The organism is Mycolicibacterium iranicum (assembly GCF_002101705.1).
GTDB lineage: Bacteria > Actinomycetota > Actinomycetes > Mycobacteriales > Mycobacteriaceae > Mycobacterium > Mycobacterium iranicum.
This window is the reverse complement of the sequence record NZ_LQPC01000029.1, coordinates 21,695-42,117: the sequence shown is the minus strand read 5'-3', so window position 1 is coordinate 42,117 and position 20,423 is coordinate 21,695. Positions and strand designations below refer to the sequence as shown.

The 20,423-nt window shown below is 67.4% G+C and carries 22 protein-coding genes; 13 read left to right on the top strand and 9 right to left on the bottom strand.

The genetic code is table 11. The annotated features are described in order from the left end of the window. Positions 1-17 precede the first annotated feature (17 nt). Positions 18-665, bottom strand: a complete 648-nt coding sequence (gene cofC, locus AWC12_RS12645) for a 2-phospho-L-lactate guanylyltransferase (protein ID WP_024449122.1) — start codon at positions 663-665, stop codon at positions 18-20. Between the two features lie 53 nt (positions 666-718). Here cofC and AWC12_RS12640 point away from each other — a divergent pair, with 53 nt between their 5' ends. From AWC12_RS12640 to AWC12_RS12630, 3 genes are read left to right on the top strand one after another with little or no spacing between them, the layout of a single operon-like run. Then, a complete protein-coding gene (locus AWC12_RS12640) occupies positions 719-1,714 on the top strand; it encodes an NAD(P)H-dependent glycerol-3-phosphate dehydrogenase (protein WP_024449123.1) in 996 nt (331 codons plus the stop codon). A 3-nt stretch (positions 1,715-1,717) separates the two neighbouring features. Next, complete coding sequence (locus AWC12_RS12635; protein WP_024449124.1) at positions 1,718-2,827, top strand: cystathionine gamma-lyase; 1,110 nt, start codon at positions 1,718-1,720, stop codon at positions 2,825-2,827. Positions 2,828-2,856: 29 nt separating this feature from the next. Continuing rightward, on the top strand, positions 2,857-3,960 hold the full coding sequence (locus AWC12_RS12630; protein WP_024449125.1) for a D-alanine--D-alanine ligase family protein: 1,104 nt from the start codon (positions 2,857-2,859) through the stop codon (positions 3,958-3,960). 63 nt (positions 3,961-4,023) lie between these two features. Here the strand turns inward: AWC12_RS12630 and AWC12_RS12625 are convergent, their stop codons facing one another. Next, a complete protein-coding gene (locus AWC12_RS12625; protein WP_024449126.1) occupies positions 4,024-4,605 on the bottom strand; it encodes a DUF3515 domain-containing protein in 582 nt (193 codons plus the stop codon). Between the two features lie 10 nt (positions 4,606-4,615). Then, positions 4,616-4,858 (bottom strand): Lrp/AsnC ligand binding domain-containing protein, encoded by a 243-nt coding sequence (locus AWC12_RS12620; protein ID WP_085174686.1) that lies wholly within the window; start codon positions 4,856-4,858, stop codon positions 4,616-4,618. A gap of 75 nt (positions 4,859-4,933) precedes the next feature. Here AWC12_RS12620 and AWC12_RS12615 point away from each other — a divergent pair, with 75 nt between their 5' ends. Both AWC12_RS12615 and AWC12_RS12610 read left to right on the top strand, forming a co-directional pair. Continuing rightward, complete coding sequence (locus AWC12_RS12615; protein WP_085174684.1) at positions 4,934-5,890, top strand: thiamine-phosphate kinase; 957 nt, start codon at positions 4,934-4,936, stop codon at positions 5,888-5,890. 28 nt (positions 5,891-5,918) lie between these two features. Further along, the gene (locus AWC12_RS12610) at positions 5,919-6,596 is read left to right on the top strand and encodes a uracil-DNA glycosylase (protein ID WP_085174682.1); all 678 of its coding nucleotides are present in this window, start codon (positions 5,919-5,921) and stop codon (positions 6,594-6,596) included. Positions 6,597-6,608: 12 nt separating this feature from the next. Here AWC12_RS12610 and rpmB read toward each other — a convergent pair whose 3' ends face one another. Then, positions 6,609-6,803 carry a 50S ribosomal protein L28 gene (gene rpmB / locus AWC12_RS12605; protein ID WP_024449130.1) on the bottom strand — a complete coding sequence of 65 codons (195 nt, stop codon included), beginning with the start codon at positions 6,801-6,803 and terminating at the stop codon, positions 6,609-6,611. Between the two features lie 207 nt (positions 6,804-7,010). Between rpmB and AWC12_RS12600 the strand changes: the two genes are divergently transcribed. From AWC12_RS12600 to AWC12_RS31345, 5 genes are all read left to right on the top strand, one after another. Further along, positions 7,011-8,672, top strand: a complete 1,662-nt coding sequence (locus AWC12_RS12600; RefSeq protein WP_085174680.1) for a fatty acid kinase ATP-binding subunit FakA — start codon at positions 7,011-7,013, stop codon at positions 8,670-8,672. A 1-nt stretch (position 8,673) separates the two neighbouring features. Then, positions 8,674-10,935 carry an ATP-dependent DNA helicase RecG gene (gene recG / locus AWC12_RS12595; protein ID WP_085174678.1) on the top strand — a complete coding sequence of 754 codons (2,262 nt, stop codon included), beginning with the start codon at positions 8,674-8,676 and terminating at the stop codon, positions 10,933-10,935. Continuing rightward, positions 10,932-11,639, top strand: a complete 708-nt coding sequence (locus tag AWC12_RS12590; protein WP_085174676.1) for an HNH endonuclease family protein — start codon at positions 10,932-10,934, stop codon at positions 11,637-11,639. The genes recG and AWC12_RS12590 overlap by 4 nt, the downstream gene beginning before the upstream one ends. Before the next feature lie 164 nt (positions 11,640-11,803). Next, positions 11,804-12,448, top strand: a complete 645-nt coding sequence (locus tag AWC12_RS31350) for a hypothetical protein (protein ID WP_207576425.1) — start codon at positions 11,804-11,806, stop codon at positions 12,446-12,448. Between the two features lie 65 nt (positions 12,449-12,513). Further along, positions 12,514-13,026 (top strand): hypothetical protein, encoded by a 513-nt coding sequence (locus AWC12_RS31345; RefSeq protein ID WP_207576424.1) that lies wholly within the window; start codon positions 12,514-12,516, stop codon positions 13,024-13,026. Positions 13,027-13,029: 3 nt separating this feature from the next. Here AWC12_RS31345 and AWC12_RS12575 read toward each other — a convergent pair whose 3' ends face one another. From AWC12_RS12575 to AWC12_RS12555, 5 genes are all read right to left on the bottom strand, one after another. Continuing rightward, positions 13,030-14,226 (bottom strand): Dyp-type peroxidase, encoded by a 1,197-nt coding sequence (locus tag AWC12_RS12575; RefSeq protein ID WP_085174674.1) that lies wholly within the window; start codon positions 14,224-14,226, stop codon positions 13,030-13,032. Further along, positions 14,219-14,719 carry a copper chaperone PCu(A)C gene (locus tag AWC12_RS12570; RefSeq protein ID WP_085174672.1) on the bottom strand — a complete coding sequence of 167 codons (501 nt, stop codon included), beginning with the start codon at positions 14,717-14,719 and terminating at the stop codon, positions 14,219-14,221. Before AWC12_RS12570 ends, AWC12_RS12575 begins: the two co-directional genes overlap by 8 nt. Continuing rightward, positions 14,712-16,133: a PepSY-associated TM helix domain-containing protein gene (locus tag AWC12_RS12565; protein WP_085174670.1), complete on the bottom strand. Its 1,422-nt coding sequence runs from the start codon at positions 16,131-16,133 to the stop codon at positions 14,712-14,714. The genes AWC12_RS12570 and AWC12_RS12565 overlap by 8 nt, the downstream gene beginning before the upstream one ends. 133 nt (positions 16,134-16,266) lie before the next feature. Then, complete coding sequence (locus AWC12_RS12560; protein ID WP_085174668.1) at positions 16,267-16,803, bottom strand: hypothetical protein; 537 nt, start codon at positions 16,801-16,803, stop codon at positions 16,267-16,269. Between the two features lie 47 nt (positions 16,804-16,850). Further along, positions 16,851-17,690: an aldo/keto reductase gene (locus AWC12_RS12555; protein ID WP_024449138.1), complete on the bottom strand. Its 840-nt coding sequence runs from the start codon at positions 17,688-17,690 to the stop codon at positions 16,851-16,853. A 147-nt stretch (positions 17,691-17,837) separates the two neighbouring features. On the opposite strand from AWC12_RS12555, the gene AWC12_RS12550 reads away from it, so the two are divergent. The 3 genes from AWC12_RS12550 to AWC12_RS12540 are packed head-to-tail and all read left to right on the top strand — an operon-like array spanning position 17,838 to position 20,391. Then, entirely contained in the window at positions 17,838-18,953 is a 1,116-nt protein-coding gene (locus AWC12_RS12550; RefSeq protein WP_085174666.1) for an alpha/beta hydrolase, read from the top strand. Positions 18,954-18,985: 32 nt separating this feature from the next. Further along, positions 18,986-19,759, top strand: coding sequence for a DsbA family protein (locus AWC12_RS12545; protein ID WP_085174665.1), 774 nt, complete (start codon positions 18,986-18,988; stop codon positions 19,757-19,759). Beyond that, entirely contained in the window at positions 19,756-20,391 is a 636-nt protein-coding gene (locus tag AWC12_RS12540) for a vitamin K epoxide reductase family protein (protein WP_024449141.1), read from the top strand. Before AWC12_RS12545 ends, AWC12_RS12540 begins: the two co-directional genes overlap by 4 nt. Positions 20,392-20,423: the final 32 nt, after the last annotated feature.

Genomic DNA, 20,423 nt, shown 5'->3' with positions numbered 1-20,423 from the left:
GCAAGCGGTAAGCGAATTCATCCGGCACGGGCGACGGCCTGCGCGGTCGCCGGGCCGATGCCCAGTGCGCGCGCCGCGGCGAGGTCTTCGGGGGTGTCGATGTCAGACCGCAGGCCCGGCCAGGCACCTGTCAATTCGACGGCGCCGGACTGCCGATGGCGTTGGGCGGAGCCTGCGCCGAAGCGCGGATCGAGCGCCACGCCGAACGAGAACAGGGCGGCCGTGCCGGTGCGCTGCTGGTCGGCGACGAAGCTACGGGGATGAGCCCGCGCCGCCTCGATCGCCTCGGCGAGCTCCGCCGGTTTGAGTGCCGGTAGATCCCCTTGCAACACAACGATATTGGGGCTCTCTCGGCGGGCGGCTGCCTCGGCGGCGGTCAGGGCGTTGTTGAGGGGGTCGGGGTGGCCTGCCGGTGTCGGATCAGCCAGCGCCTGCGCGCCCAGCCGGCGCGCCGCAGTCGCGGCCACGTCGTCGGGGGTGACCACCAACACCGAGCGCAATACCGGAACCGCCAGCGCCGCTGTGATCGTGTCCACGAGCATGGCCAGGACGACGTCCCCGCGCGCCGGCGCCGAAAGAACCGGAGCCAGCCGCGTCTTGGCGGCGGTGAGCCGTTTGACGGCGATCACCAGTGCAATGTCGGCGTCCGGATGGGAGTTCCTCATGCCGGTCACGAGCGTCATCCTGCCAGCCCATTATTCCCGGCTACGCTGAAGTCGTGGTTGAGGCGGCGGTGATGGGTGCCGGAGCGTGGGGCACAGCGTTGGCCAAAGTGTTGGCGGACGCCGGTAACAACGTCACGCTGTGGGTTCGGCGACCCGAACTCGCCGACGAGATCAACGCATCTCATCGCAATGCGAACTACCTGGGCGTTGCGCTGCCGGAATCGATCCGCGCCACCAGCGACTACGCCGAAGCGCTGTCGGACGCATGCACGGTGCTGCTCGCGGTCCCGTCTCAGACGCTTCGGGCGAACCTGGAGCAGTGGAAGGGCCACATCGGCCCCGACACCACGCTGGTGAGCCTTGCCAAAGGCATCGAACTGGACTCCCTGATGCGGATGAGCCAGGTCATCGCGCAGGTCACCGGTGCCGACCCGGCCCGGATAGCAGTGGTCACCGGCCCCAATCTGGCCAGTGAGATCGGTCAAGAACAGCCCGCAGCCACCGTCGTCGCCTGCAGCGACTCCGGTCGCGCGGTGGCGCTGCAGCGCGCGCTGGCCACCGGTTACTTCCGGCCCTACACCAACGCAGACGTCATCGGCGCCGAAGTCGGCGGCGCCTGCAAGAACGTGATCGCGCTCGCAAGCGGCATGGCCGCCGGCGTCGGGCTGGGGGAGAACACCGCCGCCGCGATCATCACCAGGGGGCTGGCGGAAATCATGAGGCTGGGAATTGCTTTGGGAGCCAAGCCCGCCACGTTGGCCGGACTCGCCGGAATCGGGGACTTGGTCGCAACCTGCACCTCACCGCATTCCCGGAACCGGTCCTTCGGCGAACGGTTGGGCAAGGGCGGAACGATGCAGGCGGCCCTCGATGCGACCGGCGGGCATGTGGCCGAAGGGGTCACCTCGTGTCGATCGGTGTTGGCGCTGGCGTCGAGCTACGACGTAGAGATGCCACTGACCGAAGCAGTGCATCGCGTGTGTCACAGGGGTTTGTCGGTCGACGAGGCAGTGGCCCTGCTCCTGGGCCGCTCGACCAAGCCGGAGTGATATATGGCGGGCACCTACGGTGATTCCACGCGCAGCGTCAAAGCCGTTTCGTCCGAACCCATTCCGGGCGGGCCTGTCTCGCCTCCGCCCGTACCGGCCTCCGCCTACCATCTTCCCCCCGATGAGGATGACGGCCTCGACAGCTACGGCCGCAGGTCCAACCCCACATGGCGGCAATTGGAGGCCGCGCTGGCTCAGCTCGAAGGTGCTTCTGCCGCGCTGACTTTCGGATCCGGAATGGCCGCGCTGACTGCCGTTCTGCGGGTGGTCGCCCTGCCCGGGCACACTCTCGTCGTTCCCGCCGACGGCTACTACCAGGTGCGCGCCTACGCCGGTGAATTCCTGGCCGGTCGCGGTGTCACCGTCGCGGAGGCGCGGTGCGACGAGATGTGCGATGCGGCCCGCGGCGCGGATGTGGTGCTGGCCGAGACCCCGTCCAATCCGTCGCTGGACGTGGTGGACCTCCATCGGCTCGCAATGATCTGCCGATCACAGCGCACGCTTCTGGTCGTCGACAACACCACCGCGTCCCCGCTGGGGCAGCAACCCTTGTCGCTGGGCGCCGACCTGGTCGTGGCCAGTGCCACCAAGGCGCTGTCCGGACACAGCGATCTGCTGGCCGGTTACGTCGCGGGCAGCCATGCGGAACTGATGGACCGCGTGGAACGGGAGCGACTACTCGCCGGGCCCATCCTCGGTGCATTCGAGGCGTGGCTGGTGTTGCGCAGCCTCGGTACTGCCGGGCTCCGGCTTGAGCGGCAATGTCAGAACGCCGCCGCCGCGGCCCTCATGCTGCGCTCTCATCCCGCCGTGCGGGCGGTCCGGTACCCGGGTCTGCCCGAGGATCCGTCTCATGCCGTGGCCGCAGCCCAGATGCGCCGCTTCGGTGGCATCGTCTCTGTCGAGCTCGCCGATGCGGCCGCGGTCCACGACCTCGTTCGCCGCAGCGAGCTGCTGGTCGCCTCGACCAGCTTCGGCGGCATTCACACCTCCGTGGACCGGCGAGCCCGGTGGGGCGACCCCGTCGCGCCCGGATTCGCCCGGATCTCGATGGGCATCGAGGACACCGACGACCTGCTCAACGACCTCGGGCAGGCACTCGGACCGGGGTGAAGCGCCTCAGACGGTAGCGTCTCCAGGTTGTGAGTGGCCGCATCCGCGTCGCCGTCGTGTACGGCGGACGTAGCTCCGAACACGCGATCTCCTGCGTTTCCGCAGGCAGCATACTGCGCAACCTCGATCCGGAACGGTTCGAGGTGACCGCCGTCGGCATTACGCCGACCGGCTCGTGGATGCTGACCGACGGACGGCCGGAGACGCTCGCGATCACCGACGGAAAGCTCCCCGGAGTCACCGGGGAATCCGGCACCGAACTGGCATTGGCCGCCGATCCGGCTCGCCGCGGTCAACTGCTGTCCCTGGGTAAGACCGCCGGCGATGTGCTCGCCGCCGTCGACGTCGTCTTCCCGGTCCTGCACGGCCCGTACGGCGAGGACGGCACGATCCAGGGCCTGCTCGAGCTCGCCGGCGTGCCCTACGTCGGCGCCGGCGTACTGGCCAGCGCCGCCGGCATGGACAAGGAGTTCACCAAGAAGCTGCTCGCCGCCGCGGGGCTGCCGATCGGCGATCAGGTGGTGCTGCGCCCCCGTGACGACTCCCTGTCGCTGGAAGACCGCGAACGCCTCGGCTTGCCGGTTTTCGTCAAACCCGCCCGCGGCGGCTCGTCGATCGGCGTCAGCCGTGTCGCCCGCTGGGACCAGCTGCCTTCGGCCATCGAACTGGCCCGCCGTCACGATCCGAAGGTGATCGTCGAAGCCGCGGTACCTGGACGTGAGCTTGAGTGCGGCGTCCTGGAATTCCCCGACGGCCACCTCGAGGCGAGCACGGTCGGCGAGATCCGTGTCGCCGGGGTGCGCGGACGAGAGGACGGGTTCTACGATTTCGAGACGAAATATCTCGACGACGGTGCCGAACTCGACGTCCCCGCCAAGGTGGACGACGCCGTCGCCGAAGAGATCCGCGCATTGTCGATCCGAGCGTTCCAGGCCATCGACTGCCAGGGCCTGGCGCGGGTCGACTTCTTCCTAACCGAGGACGGTCCTGTGATCAACGAGCTCAACACGATGCCGGGGTTCACCACCATTTCGATGTACCCGCGGATGTGGGCGGCCAGCGGCGTCGACTATCCGACACTGCTCGCCACGATGGTCGAGACCGCCGTCGCCCGTGGCACCGGACTGCGCTAACGGCCACCGAGCGTGCGCTGAGGGCGGCTCCGGGACCGATTCGTCACCCTGAACGCACGCTCGTCAACTCAGCGGCGCCGGTTCGGGCCGCCGCACCTGAAGCGTTTCGGCGATGGTCTTCGACAGCGTCTGGATCGCCGTGGGTCCGGACCCGGGAGGCAGCGTCAGCGCCACATACACCGGCCGGTCCACCGCGAACCAGGTGCTGCGCCCGCCATCAGCGGGGTCCTCCACCCGGTCATTTCCCGCCCCTGCTTCGCCCACCCGAAACCACGAGACCGCGTCGACCACCTGCAGCGGCGCCCCCACCACGAACTCGGCCGGCCGATCGAGGCCACACCGCAGGATCAGTGCGTCGCCGCCCGGCTCATCCGGCTGCCATGCCGCGGCGCCCTGGGGTGCAGGATCGATCAGCGCAGCCCGTCGGTAGCCACCCAGCTCTTGGGGTAGGGCATCGAGCAGCGAGCGGCATTCCGGGCTGTCAGCCTGTGGGGCGGGCACGCTGGTGACCGCGACCGGCTCCTGGGCAGGAGAACGCTGCATCACCGCGGCCACCACCAGAACGCCGACGATGCCCGCGACGGCAACCGCCAACGCGGCGATCAGAACGGCGCGCGGCGGGCCGTCCCCGGTCTGGCTGTTCACACACCAAACACTAGGGCTGCACTCCGCCGTCGATCGGGCAGGTCAGCGTGCGGGTGATACCGACGACCTGTTGCACGCTGGGCACCACCGTCGCCTTCAGCTCGTCCAGAGACGGGGCGCTGACACGTGCCACGACGTCATAGGGACCGGTGACGTACTCCGACGACAGCACACCGGTGAGTGCGGCCAGTTGTTTGGCGATCACCTCGGCGCGGCCGACCTCGGTCTGGATGAGAACAAAAGCCTCGACCACGCCGAAATCCCTCCATCTGGCTGCATAGACTCCACGCCGCAGGGACCAAACGTACCGTAGGTGAAAGGAACTGACATGACGGCCGAGGACGCCGACGCAACGCTGTCGGGGTTGGGTGAGTTCGCCGTCATCGACCGGCTGGTCGCCGGACGTCGTCAACCGCCGTTCGTGACGCTCGGCCCCGGCGACGACGCGGCCGTCGTCGCCGCAGCGGATGGCAGGACGGTGGTGTGCACCGACATGCTCATCGAGAATCGGCACTTTCGGCTCGACTGGTCCACACCGCATGACGTCGGCCGAAAAGCCATCGCGCAGAACGCCGCTGACATCGAAGCGATGGGCGGCAGGTCCACAGCCTTCGTCGTCAGCTTCGGAGCGCCCGGCGACACCGCGACAGCACGCGCCGTCGAACTCGCCGACGGCATGTGGCACGAGGCTGATCTGCTAGGTGCAGGAATCGTCGGCGGTGACACCGTCCAGGCGCCGCAGTGGGTGATTTCCGTCGCAGCGCTGGGCGACCTCGGCGGCCGGGATCCAGTCCGCCGAGGCGGTGCACGACCGGGTGATCTCGTCGCGGTCGCTGGTGAACTCGGCCGCTCGGAGGCGGGATACAGATTGTGGGACCGCGGAATTCGCGACTTCGACGAGCTGCGAAAACGTCACCTCGTCCCGCAGCCGCCGTACGGGCAGGGTGCGGTCGCCGCTAGCGCGGGCGCGACCGCGATGACCGACGTCTCCGACGGACTGCTGGCTGACCTCGGACACATCGCGACGGCCTCCGGGGTCCACATCGACATCACCCGCGACGCCCTGGCTCCCGACGTCGACACGCTGACCGCCGCGGCCGCCGAGATTCGTGCCGATCCACTGCAATGGGTGCTCGGGGGTGGCGAAGACCACGCGCTCGTGGCGACGTTCCCCGCGACGGCGCCGCCGGGTTGGCGCGTCCTCGGAAGCGTGGCCGCCGGCCCGGCTCGGGTGACGGTCGACGGCGACACGTGGCAGGGCAACACGGGCTGGCAGTCGTTCTGATCGACGACGCCCGCTATGTTGGCCTCTCGTGACTATACGTCCCCTCAACGAGTTGGTCGACGAAGGTTGGGCCTGTGCCCTCGCACCCGTCGAATCCCAGGTGAGGCAGATGGGTGAATTCCTGCGCGCCGAACTGTCCGCCGGACACCGCTACCTACCCGCAGGGCCGAACGTGTTGCGCGCGTTCACGTTTCCGCTCGACAAGGTCAAGGTGCTGATTGTCGGCCAAGATCCCTATCCGACACCGGGACACGCGGTGGGGCTGAGCTTCTCGGTGGCCCCCGACGTGCGCCCACTGCCGCGCAGCCTCGACAACATCTTCAAGGAGTATCGCGACGACCTCGGCTACCCGGCACCGTCCACCGGCGATCTGACACCGTGGTGCGAACAGGGAGTGATGCTGCTCAACAGAGTCCTCACCGTGCGGCCGGGAACACCGGCGTCGCACCGCGGAAAGGGCTGGGAAGCGGTGACCGAGTGCGCCATCCGAGCGCTCGCTGCGCGCCGCCAACCCTTGGTGGCGGTGCTGTGGGGTAGGGATGCGTCGACACTGAAGCCAATGCTCGAAGACACGGCGGTCATCGAATCGCCGCATCCGTCGCCGCTGTCGGCGTCGCGGGGATTCTTCGGGTCCAAGCCGTTCAGCCGTGCCAACGAGCTACTGACACAGCGAGGCGCCGAGCCGATCGACTGGCGCCTGCCGTAAAGAACGTCGCGGTCAGCCGCGCGCGACCTTGCCGGCCTTCAGGCACGACGTGCACACGTTGACGCGGTGCTTGTTGCCGCCCGGGGTCGACACGGCGCGCACGGACTGGATGTTCGGGTTCCACCGACGGCTGGTCCGGCGATGGGAGTGCGACACCGACTTACCGAAGCCGGGGCCCTTCCCGCAGATCTCGCACACGGCAGCCATAGTGAGAACTCCTTGTTAAGTCAGTACTGGGGGCCAACGACCGGTACGCGACCGGGTGACCCGACAACCTGATCAGGATACCGGGCCCCGCAGGGATCGCAAAAACGCGGTGATTCCGGCTGTCCACAGATGCTGACACACGGTCTTCGGCGTTGTCCGTGGCACTGACTAGGCTGACGCCGGCGGGGGCGGAAGTGTGGAGGTGGGATGGCGGCTCGACGGCTGGACGGTTCCGGCCTTCGGCACTGGGCGCATACGGCCGTCGCCGACCTGATCAGCCACACCGAAGAGATCAACCAACTCAACGTGTTCCCCGTCGCCGACGCCGATACCGGCACAAACATGCTGTTCACGATGCGTGCCGCGTGGGCTCAGGCCGATGCCGCAGATACCGGCGACGACGTCACCGCGGTGGCTGCGGCGCTCGCCGACGGGGCATTGCGCGGCGCCCGAGGGAACTCCGGTGTGATCCTGTCCCAGATCTTGAGGGCCATCGCCGAGGTCACCGCCGCGGCTGCCGACGATCGCGCCGGTGTCCTCAGCGACATCAGCGGGCCACTGTTCAGCACCGCGCTGCGACACGCCGTGACCCTCGTCGTCGCCTCGATGGGGCAAGCAGTGCCCGGCACCATCGTGTCGGTGCTTCATGACGCCGCCGCTGCGGCCGAGGATGCCGCCGCCGAACAGGCCGACCTCGCCGAGGTGGTCGCGACGAGCACCCGGGCCGCAGCATCCGCTCTCGACCGCACCCCCACCCAACTCGACGTCCTCGCCGAAGCCGGCGTCGTCGACGCAGGCGGGCGAGGTCTGCTGGTCCTGCTCGACGCCCTCTCGGCGACGCTGACCGGTCACACCACCCGGCGTGCCGTCTATCAGCCGGCGCCCAAGACCGCGCCGTTCGAGACGACGCCGTCGGCGAGCAGAACCTCTCCCAGCTTCGAAGTCATGTACCTGCTCAGTGACTGCGAGGCTCACAACGTCGAGCGTCTGCGTGCCCGTCTCGACGAACTGGGTGACTCCGTCGCGATCGCCGCGTCGGGATTCGGTGAGTCCGGCGAAGCGAGCGCCGGCTGTTACTCGGTTCACGTCCACGCCGACGACGCCGGCGCCGCGGTCGAGGCGGGGCTGGCGGTGGGCACGCTGAGCCGCATCCAGATCACCGCGCTCAGCGGTGGCGCCGACCGGCTCCCCGTCGGCAGCTGGAGCAGGCAGCGCGCGGTGCTGGCCGTCGTGGACGGCGACGGCGCCGAGAGCTTGTTCACCGGGGAGGGCGCCGATGTTCTGCGCCCGGTCTCCGATGCGGCGGTCAGCGCGCAACAGCTGTTGCACGCGCTGCTCAACACGGGCGCCGCGCAAGTGATGGTGTTGCCCAACGGATATGTCGCCGCCGAGGAGATCGTCGCCGGTTCTGCGGTCGCCGCAGACTGGGGGATCGACATGGTCCCGGTGCCCACGGGGTCGATGGTGCAAGGGCTTGCGGCGTTGGCCGTTCACGACCCCGACCGCCGCCTCGTCGACGACGGCTACACGATGGCCAGGGCTGCGGCCGGCGCGCGATTCGGGTCGGTGCGGGTGGCGGCCGAAGAAGCCCTCACCTGGGCTGGCACCTGCAAACCCGGCGACGGGCTCGGTGTCGCCGGTGACGAAGTTGTCATAGTAGGCGACGACATCGCCTCCGCCGCAGCCGGATTGATCGACCTTCTACTCGCCGCCGGCGGAGAATTAGTGACTGTGCTGACCGGTGACGGTGTAGGGCCCGACGTCGCTGCGGCACTTGCCGATCACGTGCACCGCAAGCATCCCGGCACGGAGATGGTGACGTTCCACGCCGGCCACCGCGCCGACGCACTGCTCATCGGGGTGGAGTGACGTGGCGACACTGGATGACCGCCTGGACTTCGTGATCGGCAAGAAGGCCGCCGATCCTCTGGAAGAGCACCTCGGTCTGCGCACCGTCGGTGAGCTGCTGCGTTATTTTCCCCGCAAGTACAGCGACGCAATGACGGTTCGTGGCGAAGGGGAAGATCTCGATGTCGAAGAGGGCGAACACGTCACGTTCGTCGACGTGATCGCCAAGGCCGAACTGAAACAGGTCCGGAATCAGCCGTCGCGCCAGTATCTCGTCGTAACCCTGAGGGATCGTCGACCGAAGGTGACGGCGACCTTCTTCAATCCTCGCTGGATCAAGAAAACACTCGTCGAAGGCGCCGAGGTGATGCTCTCGGGAGAGGTCGGATTCTTTCGCGGCACGATGCAGCTCACCCATCCCGCGTTCATGGTGCTGAATGCGAAGTCAGGCAAGGCCGTCGGCACGAAATCGCTCACCTCGATCGCGTCGACCACCGGCGCGACCGGCGACGAACTTCTCGCCGAGTTCGAGAAGGACTATTTCCCGATCTACGCCGCCACGTCGAAGGTGCAGACGTGGGAGATCTACGCGTGTATTCAACAGACCCTCGCCGTCCTGGACCCCGTCCCCGAAACGTTGCCGGATTGGTTTGTGCGCGAACACAACCTGATGTCCGAAGACGAGGCCATCCGCGCAGTCCACATCAGTGACCATGCAGAGGACCGCGCCCGGGCCATCGAGCGGTTGACTTTCGACGAGGCTGTCGGGCTCCAGTGGGGTCTGGTCGGCCGCAGGCACAGTGAGCTCGGCGCCTCCGGACCTCCGGCACCCCGCCGTCACGACGGCCTGGTCACCGCGATGTTGGCGCAGATGCCGTTCGAATTGACTACGGGGCAGCGAGAAGTCCTCGAGGTGGTCTCAGAGGAGCTCGGCGCACCACGTCCGATGAACCGGATGTTGCAGGGCGAGGTCGGCTCGGGCAAGACTGTCGTGGCGTTGCTGGCGATGCTGCAGATGATCGACGCCGGGTACCAGTGCGCGTTGCTGGCGCCGACGGAAGTCCTTGCCGCACAACATGCTTTGTCGATCCGTGCGATGCTTGGACCGTTGGGGAGCGCCGGTGAGCTCGGGGGTGCCGAGCAAGGGACCAGGGTGGCGCTGCTGACCGGGTCGATGACAGCGCAGCAAAAGCGCGACGCCCGCCGCGAGATCTCCTCGGGTGAGGCGGGAATCGTGATCGGCACCCACGCCCTGCTGCAGGATGCCGTCGAGTTCGACCGCCTGGGCATGGTCGTCGTCGACGAGCAGCACCGATTCGGTGTCGAGCAGCGGGACCGGTTGCGCGCCAAGGCTCCTGACGGGATTACCCCGCATCTGCTGGTGATGACGGCGACACCCATCCCGAGGACGGTGGCGCTGACCTACTACGGGGATCTGGAAACCTCCACACTTCGCGAATTGCCCCGCGGTCGTCAGCCCATCACGACGAAGACGATCTTCGAGACAGAACACCCGAGGTGGCTTGCCCGAGCGTGGGAGCGCATCGCCGAGGAGGTGGCCGCCGGCCGCCAGGCCTACGTCGTCGCCTCGCGCATCGACGAGGACGATGCCCCGGCAGAGGACAAGAAGGGTGCCGCCAAAGCCGCGAAGCGGAAAGAGGACACCTCCGAGAAGGGCCCGCCGCCGGTAACCGTCGTCGAGCTACTTGCCCGGCTGCAGCGGGGACCGTTGGCGGGTCTGCGTCTCGGGCTCATGCACGGGCGGCTGCCCAGCGACGAGAAGGATGCGGTGATGTCCGCCTTCCGGGCGGGCGACATCGACGTGCTGGTGTGCACCACGGTGATCGAGGTCGGGGTCGATGTGCCCAACGCCACGGTCATGGTGGTGATGGACGGTGACCGCTTCGGGATCAGTCAGCTACACCAGCTGCGCGGCCGCATCGGCCGCGGCGAACACCCGAGCCTGTGCCTCCTGGTCACCAAGCTGCCCGAATCCTCCAAAGCGGGGCAGCGACTGACGGCCGTGGCCGGCACACAGGACGGATTCAAGCTCGCGGATCTCGACCTTTGGGAGCGCAGCGAGGGTGACGTGCTGGGGTTCCACCAGTCTGGACGCCCGATCACCCTGCAGTTCCTGTCGCTGGCCCATCACCTCGACATCATCCTGGCGGCCAAGGAAGTCTGCGAGACGGTCTACGAGTCCGACCCGCTCGACCGTGGCATGGCGGTGCTCTCGGCGCCGTTCATCGACGCCGACAAGGTGCAGTTCCTGGACATGTCGTGAGCCGCAAGCAGACGTTGTGGCTCGCCGTGGCCGTCGCGCTGGCGGTGGTCGTCGCTTATCAGGTGAGTGCGACCTCGGGTGGCCCGTCACGCTACATCGCCGAAGCCGACATTCCGACACTGGCTCCCGGTGCCGACGCGCTGGCCGGAATCGCCGAAGTTCCCGCCAGGATGCGCGGAAACGATTATCGCAGAGACGCTTTCGGCGAGGCGTGGACCGACGATACGACCGCTCCCGGGGGCTACAACGGCTGCGACACCCGAAACGACATCCTCGACAGAGATCTGATCGACAAAACCTACGTGGCGATTTCGCGCTGCCCGACCGCCGTCGCGACCGGCAAGCTGCTCGACCCGTACACCAACGCCGAGGTGGCGTTCACCCGTGGCAACCAGACGGGTGCGTCAGTACAGATCGACCACATTGTGCCGCTCGCGCTGGCGTGGGATCTCGGTGCCCGCGACTGGACTGACGACATGCGGGTGCGCTTCGCCAACGATCCAGCCAATCTGCTGGCAGTTTCCGGCGGAGCGAACCAAGACAAAGGCGACAAGCAGCCGTCGCTGTGGATGCCGCCGAACGCGGCCTTCCACTGTCAGTACGCCATGCAGTACCTCGAAGTGCTGCGCGGCTACAGGCTGCCCGTCGATGCACCGTCGGTGCCGGTGTTGCGTGAGGCGACTCGGACCTGTCCCGTCGGTTGAGGGCCGATGTGTGCGCTGTCGGCACGAGGATATTGACGCCCTTAGCTAATTCCTGATCATAAATCTGTAATTTCTTTCCTGCCCATTACGTGCAACTATGAGAATGTATTACTGAGTGCAGCAAATCTCCGGGGCAGGTTCGGGGTGCCCCTGAGGGGTGGTGGATGAACACGAAGGCGTCGGCGGCAGCCGGCTCGGTGACGAGAACACTGGTTGCTGTGGCGCTGACCGGAATCGTGGCGGCGGCCCTGGCTGCGCCCGCAGCCGCGTCGCCCGATTCCGGCGCTCCAACTGGCCCGGGTGATCCGCGCTGCATCACGATGCCGACCGACCCGGTGTGCCACGGCGGCCCCTATGCGCCGCCGGCGGTGCCGTCGCCCGGTGTGCCTCCGCTGCCCACCGGCCCCTTGGACCCTGGGTGCATGACCAACCCAGCAGATGCTGCATGTGTCGGTAGTCCGTACCTGCCGCCACCGCCACCAGCAGTTCCTCAGGCGTCACCACCACCGGTGGCGCCGCCGGCTGTCGCTCCGCCGGCCCATCCTCCGGTGGCTCCACCGCCGGTCGCTCCGCCGGCTCACCCGCCGATCGCTCCGCCTCCGATGGCACCCATCTCTCCGCCGCCGGTATCGCCTTTCGGCGGACTGGGCGGTATGCATATCGGGGTGCCGGGCGGGATGGGTGCGGGATTGCACATGGGTACCGGTATGCACGGCATCGGCGGACACATGGGCATGGGAGGGATGGGCGGACACATGGGCATGGGGGGCATGGGCGGACACATGGGCGGCCCGCCCGGCCACGCGTAATTCTAACGGGGGCAACCGAACGGATCTCGTTCTCGTTCCTCAGATGTGCAGAAGAGGAGTCCTTGATGGGTAGCACGGCGATGACAAGTGTGGTGACCCGGACGGTCCTGGCATTCGCGCTCGGCGCCATGGTCGCGGCGATCGGCGGATCGCCGGCATCGGCTGCGCCGGATCCGGGTGGCCCCACGGGCCCGTCCGATCCGCGCTGCATTTCTATGCCGACCGACCCGGTGTGCCAAGGCGGTCCCTACGCGGTCCCTGCGGGGCCGAGCGCTCCTACCGGCCCGCTCGACCCGAGTTGCATGTCCAACCCCGCCGATGCCGCGTGTGCGGGAAGCCCCTATCTGCCCGCCGCAGCGCCACCGCCGCCTCCGCCGCCACCTGTGGCGCCGCCGCCGGTGATCGCGCCGCCTCCCATCGCGCCGCCGCCGGTGATCGCGCCGCCTCCCATCACGCCGCCACCGGTGATCGCACCCCCTCCCATCGCGCCGCCGCCCGTCATCACGGCGCCCACCATTGCGACGCCGTCGATCTCACCCACGATGTCCGGTGGCGCGGGCATGCCGTCGACCATGTGACGGTCACTCCACAAGGGTCTGGCCGAGATAGCCATCTTCGGTTGCGCCGGGAAGTATCGCGAACACCCCAGACCCAATCGTGGTGATCCACGGGTTCAGTGCGTCGGATTCTGCCAGTCGCCGCTGTACCGGAACGAACTGCCGCAACGGATCTCGTTGAAAGGACGCGAAGATCAGCCCGGCTTCGGTGACGGTGCCGGTCGGCGCGTCGTCATAGTTGTACGCTCGCCGCAAAAACCGCTCGTCCTCGGAGCGGTGCCGGGCCAGTGCGACATGCGAGTTCGGCGGGATGATCGGAATGCCGTTCTTCGCGGCCGCCAGATCGGGTTCGTCGAACTCGTCGGTGCCCGTCAACGGCGCCCCCGTGTCGAGGCGGCGTCCTACAGTCAATTCTTTGCTGGTGCGGTCGAGTTCGTCCCAGGTGTCGAGTTCGGCGCGAATCCGTCGCAGTATCAGCACCGTACCGCCGGCGAACCATGGCTGCCGAGACCCGTCGTCCCACACATGGCGTTCGAGCTCTGCAGGCTCGCGCAGATTGGCGGTGCCGTCGAGCTGACCCATCAGATTGCGCATCGTCGCGCCCGAACCGTCGGCTCCACGCGCGGTCCGAAAGCCACGCTGCCGCCACCGCTCCGCCGTCAACGTCCGTACGTTCTTGAGCAGAACGCGGGCCGTGTGAGCGACGACGACCGCGTCGTCGGCACAGATCTGCAGCAAAAGATCACCCCCTGACCACCGCGGGTCGAGTCGGTCAGTGCCGAAGGCGGGTAGGTCCGCCACGGACTCCGGGCGGCGGTGTGGAAGGCCGATCCGATCGAAGACGTGTGGCCCGATGCCCACCGTGATCGTCAACCGGGCGGGCCGGTGCGCGAGTTCGGGTTCAGTGTCGGCAAGCGCCGGCCGACCCTGAGTCAGTCTCGCCGCATCGGCACTCCACAGCTTCAGCACGGCCGTCAACGCCTCACGCGGTTCCCGCGGACCGGGTGTCAGGTCGACGGCGACGAACAATGCATGCGCCTGAGGTGACGTGCCGATGCCCGATTGGTGGGGGCCGTGGAACGGTTCCATCTCCGATCCGAAACCGGTGACATTGCCAGCTGATTCGGCGGTGGCACAGCGGGTCAGAGTCGCTGCGGCCGCTACGGCGGCGCCCCCGGTGAAGAGGCGCCGCCGGCTCACGGCCCAGTGGTGGTCAGCCATGTTGGTGCCCGCCGGGGGAGTATTCCTCGTTTCCTCCGGCGAAGTCGCGAACCTGGGCGTTGACGGGAAGCGTCGAGCCGTCTTCGAACGTCAGGGTCACCGCGACGTCAGTTCCCGGCTGCAACGCTTGCCTGAGATCCATCAACATGAGGTGATCACCGCCAGGCGCCAGTTCGTGTGTGCCGCCTGCGGCGATCATGATTCCTCCCTCTTTGGGCCGCATCACACTGGCACCGTTGTCGGTGGCGATCTCGTGAATCTCGACGTGACCTGCTGCGGGGGAGTCGCCGCCGACAAGGCGCACATCGCGGTCACCTGTGTTGGCGAGCGTTCCGAACACCGCCGTCATTCCCATTTCCGCGGCACGGGCCCACGGATCCTCGAAGGCCACCGCCGACGCCATCGGAGACGCTTCAGGGGTTTCCGGCGACGCACACCCCGACGCCAATACGGCCGCGATTGCCAGCAGCGCCGTGATCCTCCGGTCAGACATCGGATCCCGCCTTTCGGCGCTTCAGCGCTCCGACAACGACGTCGACGACGAGGAAACCCAGCAGCGAGAGGCCCAGTAGTGGCAGGAACCATCCGACGGCCACCGCGGCCACGGCGACAACACCGATCGCGAGGGGGGAGAGTCGTCGCATGCCGCCACGTACGGGCGGCCTGCCGACCGCCCAGCGCGAGCCGCGAGTCGGCCTGCGTTGCCACCACATTCGATATCCGCGGACGATGACCGTCAACAGCCCGGCGGCGATCCCGAGGAGAACAATTTGGTTCAGCAGGCCGAAAAGGAAACCCATATGGGCCCGGATGCCCCAGTCGGCGAGCTTGGCTATCAGCGAGTAATCACGCCAATAGTCGATTGTGCCCGTCACCGTCATTGCGGTCGGATCAACCGACGCAGAATTGGTTGTCCACCGGTAAGGCTTGTCGATCTCGGTCACGGTGATTCCTTGCCCCTGCTCGGAGGGCAACGTCAGTTCGACGGGGCGTCGCACCCCCGCGACATCAGCGGCGTCGAGGACCGCGGCGTAGTCCACGGTGGCCGGGTCAGCCCCTTCGTGCCCCGCCGCATGACCGCCATGGCCGGCGTGCGCATCGGCGAGGAGATTCGTATTTAATTGCGGCCGTTGCCAATTGAAAGCTGTACGAATGTCGCTCACGTGTGCGCCGGCATAAGTGGACCAGGTGATCCCGGTGGCGGACAGGAATAGCAACCCTGCGAGCAGCCAGACTCCGGTAGCCCCGTGCCAGTTCAGGGTGCGTGACCTTCCCGAGACCGAGCGATCCACCGACAGGATGCGGCCGCTGCGGCCCCGGCGGCGGTCACCGGCAGTCTTGACGAGCCACAGGTACAGGCCGCCCAGGGCGACCACCCACAGCCAGGATGCCGCGATCTCGCTGTAGATCCGGCCGGGCTCCCCGAGGTTGAGGTGGCGGTGCAAACCGTCCAACCACGTGCTCAGCGGCAGATACCCCAGCCAGGTGTTCTCATCACCGAGAACCCTTCCGGTGTAGGGGTCAACGAACACCGCGCGCAGAAGGTCCTCGCCGAGTTCGGGATCGGCGAAGTAGACGCGGGTGGACTCGTCCGGTGCTGACGGTGGGCGCAAACCGGTCATCGCCAACCCGGGGTGAGCCGACTGCGCTGCGGCTACCTGGTCCGCCAAGGGCAGCGGTCGGTCCGCCGCCTCGACTGTCAAAACATCGCGATAGACGAACTTCTCGAGGGTCGGCGCCAGGGCATACGCGCCACCGGTGAGAGCGGCGACGACGAGGAACGGGCCCACGAGAACCCCGGCATAGAAATGAAGTCGGACGACGAGCGCTCGCCAGCGGTGCGGCGGAATCGCTTGGGGTGGTTGGGTAGTGGAAGTGGGTTCGAGGGTGTCATCAGGAATGGTCATGTAGGGGCCTTGTCGGTCGTTGCGACGCAGGGTCGCCGTCGGCGCACAGAGGCGCTACGGCAGCATTCGCCAACCGCGGATCGCGGCGGCGCAAAAGGAATGCGAAAAAGACTGGAAAGGAGGAAGGAGACCGTCAGACGGCGAGGGCGGACGGGGGAGCGCGCATCCCCAGCCCGGTGACCAGAACCGGCCGTACGGCAACGACTTTGGTGGCGCGACGCCGAACGCGGGGCACGGGCCGTGGCGTGTGACCTGCGAACAGGCGCAGCCAGCACAGCACCGACGAGCAGACGATGTAGAGGTATTCGGCCGCCGAGATTGCCAACCCGAGAATCACCGCCGCGACCGCGTGGGCCGCGATCATCGACGGTGCGGGTACCGCCTCAAAGCCGCCCGGGTGATGACCGGCGACCGAAAGCGTCATATGCCCGAGAAATTGTGCGGCGCCGAGAGCCGCGGTGGTCGCTACCCAGCGGGCCGCCCGCCCCTCGACGCGGATGCTGCCGGCCAGGGCTCCGATGGTGGCGCACAGCAGCAGGGTCAGAACAAGCGCGCTTCCGTGGGGCAAACCGGCCCCTGCTCCGGCGTGCGCGCCGACAGTCATGACAGCCGAAGATGCCCCGACCAGGGCGCCGCGAGCCCAACCGGCCCGCGCCTTCGGCGTACGCATGGGCGAACCTTACCGCCGAAGTACTACATCACCTAGTAGAGCCTTCGTCAGGGGCCCGTATAGGTTTCGGGATCCGGGCGGAACCGGGTGCCGTCGCTGAGCCCGTTGAGGGTCGACATCTGATCGTCGGTGAGTTCGAACCCGAACACGTCGAGGTTCGACGCGATGCGTTCCGGCGACGAGGAGCGCGGGATGACGATGTTGCCCAACTGAACGCTCCAGCGGATCAGCACCTGCGCCGGGGTCTTGCCGTGCGCCTCTGCGACTGAGGTGACCGCGGCATTGTCGAGAAGGGCGCCGACGCCCAGCGGGCCGTACGCCTCGGTCGCGATGCCGTGCTCGGCGTTGACCGCCCGCAGTTCTACCTGGTTGAGCAGCGGGTGCAACTCGATCTGGTTGACCGCAGGCGTGAAGAACGACAGGGAGATCAGGTCGTCGAGATGATGTTCGTTGAAATTGCAGACACCGATGGAGCGAGCGAGCCCGACCTCCTTGGACTTCATGAGTCCACCCCAGCTGTCGATGTGCTTGCCCTCGGACTCGGCGGGCCAGTGAATCAGGTATAGGTCCACATAGTCGAGGCCGAGGCGTTCCAGGCTGGCTTTGATGGCGTCCTGCGACGACTGGAAACCCTGCTCGGCGGTCGCGAGCTTGGTCGTGATGAACAAGTCCTCGCGCGGCACGCCCGATGCGGCGACGGCACGACCCACAGCGGCCTCATTGCCGTATACCGCGGCAGTGTCGATGAGCCGATAGCCCGCCTCCAACGCAGCCAGCACCGACCGCTCGGTTTCGGCGTCCGACAACTCGCCCACACCGAGGCCGATGACGGGCATGGTGTTGTCGTCGTTGAGTGTGACGGTGGGGATCGAAGCCGCCGACGTCATGTCACCTTCTTTTCTGAAGTGGATTGCTGGCGACGACTATATTGCCGTCGACTGTGTCTCCCTATACCGGCCTGGCATGCCCAATCGGGTACACCACGCCGTAGGCTGACGCCGAATTCGCGGTGACGACCACCATCAGGAGTTGCCATGACCGATATCGCCACCCCGCGCCTGCCTGCGGCCGCACCTGCCCGCCGCTCGGTGAGCAGGGCCGAAAAGGCTGCCACCAAGGCCGCCGGTGTGACCCTGCGCGGGCTGCCCCGCATCCCGGATGCCGTGAAGCGGCTGATGCTCGGCGGACGGTCGATCACGGTGGACGGCAATACTCTGGACCCCACCCTCCATCTCATGCTGGCCGGCCAGCGTGCGCTCGGCCTCGACGGACTCGTCGGCGACGACGACATCGTCACCGCGCGAGCCCAGTTGGAGCTCTTGTCGGCCAGTTTCAAACAGCACATCCCGGTGGCGTCGGTGACGGATCTCACCATTCCCGGTCCGGCAGGGCCGATCGCCGCCCGTCACTATCGCACGGAGTACCCGGACGCCCCGCTCCTAGTCTTCTTCCACGGCGGCGGTCACGCGATGGGCAGCATTGAAACCCACGACGACCTGTGCCGCGAGATCTGTCGGAGCGCCCGCCTGCACGTCCTGTCCGTCGACTACCGCCTCGCGCCCGAACACAAGGCGCCCGCGGGATGCGACGACGCGTACACCGCCTACCTCTGGGCCCTCCAAAACGCGGCCGCGCTCGGCGCCGACCCGGCACGCGTCGCGGTCGGCGGTGACAGCGCGGGCGGCAACCTGTCGGCGCTGGTCACACAGCGGGCGCGCGACGACAGAGCGCCGCTGCCGGCGCTGCAGGTCCTGATCTACCCGGGAACGAACGCCGCCGCGCAGACCCGCTCCATGACGCTGTTCGCCAACGGGTTCTTCCTGACCAGACGCGACATCGAGTGGTTCAAGGCCACCCACCTCGACGGCACCGGAATCGGCGCCGATGATGCGCGGGTGTCGCCGATGCACGCCGATGACCTGTCCGGCTTGTCACCGGCGCTGATCATCACCGCGGGCTTCGACCCATTGCGCGACGAGGGCCGGCAGTACGCAGACGCCTTGCGCGCGGCGGGCACGCCCGTCGACTACCGCGAATACGGCACCGTCGTTCACGGCTTCGCCAATTTCTTCGCCCTCGGCGGGGACAGCGCGACCGCCACCGCCGACTTCATCTCCGCAATCCGCGCACATCTGACGCGCGTCGGCTAACCCCGCTGTGTGACGCCGGTACTCTGTGACCCGTGGCCACCAAACCCAAGAAGAACGCGCGCTACGACCTGAAGGCAGCAGACCGTAAGCGCAACATGCTCGTCCAGATCGGTCTGACCGCCGTCGTCGTCATCTTCGCGGTCACCTTGGTGCTCTACATCGTGCTGTCAGCCGACGACAAGCCCACCGCGGGCGAGTCGCGCGCGATCCGGGTGGAGTCGGCCAGCCTGATCAAGAAGGAAGGCACCGACGAGCCCAAGGCCGTCGTGAGCATGTACGAGGACTTCCTGTGCCCGCACTGCGGCGCCTTCGAGCAGCAGTTCGGCCCCACCATCAACAAGCTCGTCGACGCAGGCGCGATCGCGGCCGACTACTACATGGTGGCCATTCTGGACCGGCCGCAGAACCAGAACTACCCGGCACGCGCCGGTGCTGCGGCCTACTGCGTCGCCGACGAATCCACGGACGCCTTCCGCCGTTTCCATGCCGCGCTCTATGCTCAGCAGCCCGGCGAGACCGGCTCCACCTACCCCGACAACGCTCGCCTTGTCGAGGTGGCCCGCCAGTCCGGTGCGGCAGGCGCGGTGCCCGACTGCATCAACAACGGCACCTACGTCGACATGGTCAGCGGTCTGGCCGCGGCGACGGGAATCCAGTCGACGCCCACGATCCGGATCAACGGCGAGGACTACCAATACAGCACGCCCGATGCGTTGGTCGCCAAGATCAAGGAGATCGTCGGCGACGTGCCCGGCCTCGAAGCTGCTCCGCCCGCACCCGCCCCGCAGCCCGCGCCCGCCTCATGACCGTGACCGCGACCAGCTCGGCCGAGCACACCGACCCGGCGGCGGATGAGCCGGCGCAGGTCGCGGTTTCCCGCAGCAGCGCGCTCTGGGTGCTGATCGCCGGCGTCGTCGGACTTGCCTCCGCGATGACGTTGACGATCGAGAAGATCGAGCTTCTCATCAACCCGGATTACATCCCGTCGTGCAGTATCAACCCCGTTCTGTCGTGTGGCTCGGTGATGATCACGCCGCAGGCATCCCTGTTCGGTTTTCCCAATCCCCTGATCGGCATCGTGTCGTTCGCCGTCGTCGTGGTCACCGGTGTGCTCGCACTGGCGAAGGTGAACCTGCCTCGCTGGTATTGGGCCGGCCTGGCCGCAGGCACGCTGCTGGGCGCGGTGTTCGTGCACTGGCTGATCTTTCAAAGCCTCTACCGCATCGGCGCGCTGTGCCCCTACTGCATGGTCGTGTGGGCCGTGACGATTCCGCTGCTGGTGGTCGTCACGTCGATTGCCGCACAGCCGCAGCGCAGTGGCAATGCGGTACTGCGGACTCTGTACACGTGGCGCTGGTCTCTGGTCACCCTGTGGTTCACCGGAGTGCTGCTGCTGATCCTCGAGCGCTTCTGGAACTACTGGTCCACGCTTATCTGATCGACATATCGCCGATCACAGCGCTCAGTCCG

Bases quoted from the DNA above. Each gene is read 5' to 3' on its own strand.
- cofC (WP_024449122.1), bottom strand. From the start codon at position 665: ATGAGGAACTCCCATCCGGACGCCGACATTGCACTGGTGATCGCCGTC.
- AWC12_RS12635 (WP_024449124.1), top strand. From the start codon at position 1,718: ATGGCGGGCACCTACGGTGATTCCACGCGCAGCGTCAAAGCCGTTTCG.
- AWC12_RS12615 (WP_085174684.1), top strand. From the start codon at position 4,934: ATGACGGCCGAGGACGCCGACGCAACGCTGTCGGGGTTGGGTGAGTTC.
- rpmB (WP_024449130.1), bottom strand. From the start codon at position 6,803: ATGGCTGCCGTGTGCGAGATCTGCGGGAAGGGCCCCGGCTTCGGTAAG.
- AWC12_RS12600 (WP_085174680.1), top strand. From the start codon at position 7,011: ATGGCGGCTCGACGGCTGGACGGTTCCGGCCTTCGGCACTGGGCGCAT.
- AWC12_RS31350 (WP_207576425.1), top strand. From the start codon at position 11,804: ATGAACACGAAGGCGTCGGCGGCAGCCGGCTCGGTGACGAGAACACTG.
- AWC12_RS31345 (WP_207576424.1), top strand. From the start codon at position 12,514: ATGGGTAGCACGGCGATGACAAGTGTGGTGACCCGGACGGTCCTGGCA.
- AWC12_RS12575 (WP_085174674.1), bottom strand. From the start codon at position 14,226: ATGGCTGACCACCACTGGGCCGTGAGCCGGCGGCGCCTCTTCACCGGG.
- AWC12_RS12570 (WP_085174672.1), bottom strand. From the start codon at position 14,719: ATGTCTGACCGGAGGATCACGGCGCTGCTGGCAATCGCGGCCGTATTG.
- AWC12_RS12565 (WP_085174670.1), bottom strand. From the start codon at position 16,133: ATGACCATTCCTGATGACACCCTCGAACCCACTTCCACTACCCAACCA.
- AWC12_RS12560 (WP_085174668.1), bottom strand. From the start codon at position 16,803: ATGCGTACGCCGAAGGCGCGGGCCGGTTGGGCTCGCGGCGCCCTGGTC.
- AWC12_RS12555 (WP_024449138.1), bottom strand. From the start codon at position 17,690: ATGACGTCGGCGGCTTCGATCCCCACCGTCACACTCAACGACGACAAC.
- AWC12_RS12550 (WP_085174666.1), top strand. From the start codon at position 17,838: ATGACCGATATCGCCACCCCGCGCCTGCCTGCGGCCGCACCTGCCCGC.
- AWC12_RS12540 (WP_024449141.1), top strand. From the start codon at position 19,756: ATGACCGTGACCGCGACCAGCTCGGCCGAGCACACCGACCCGGCGGCG.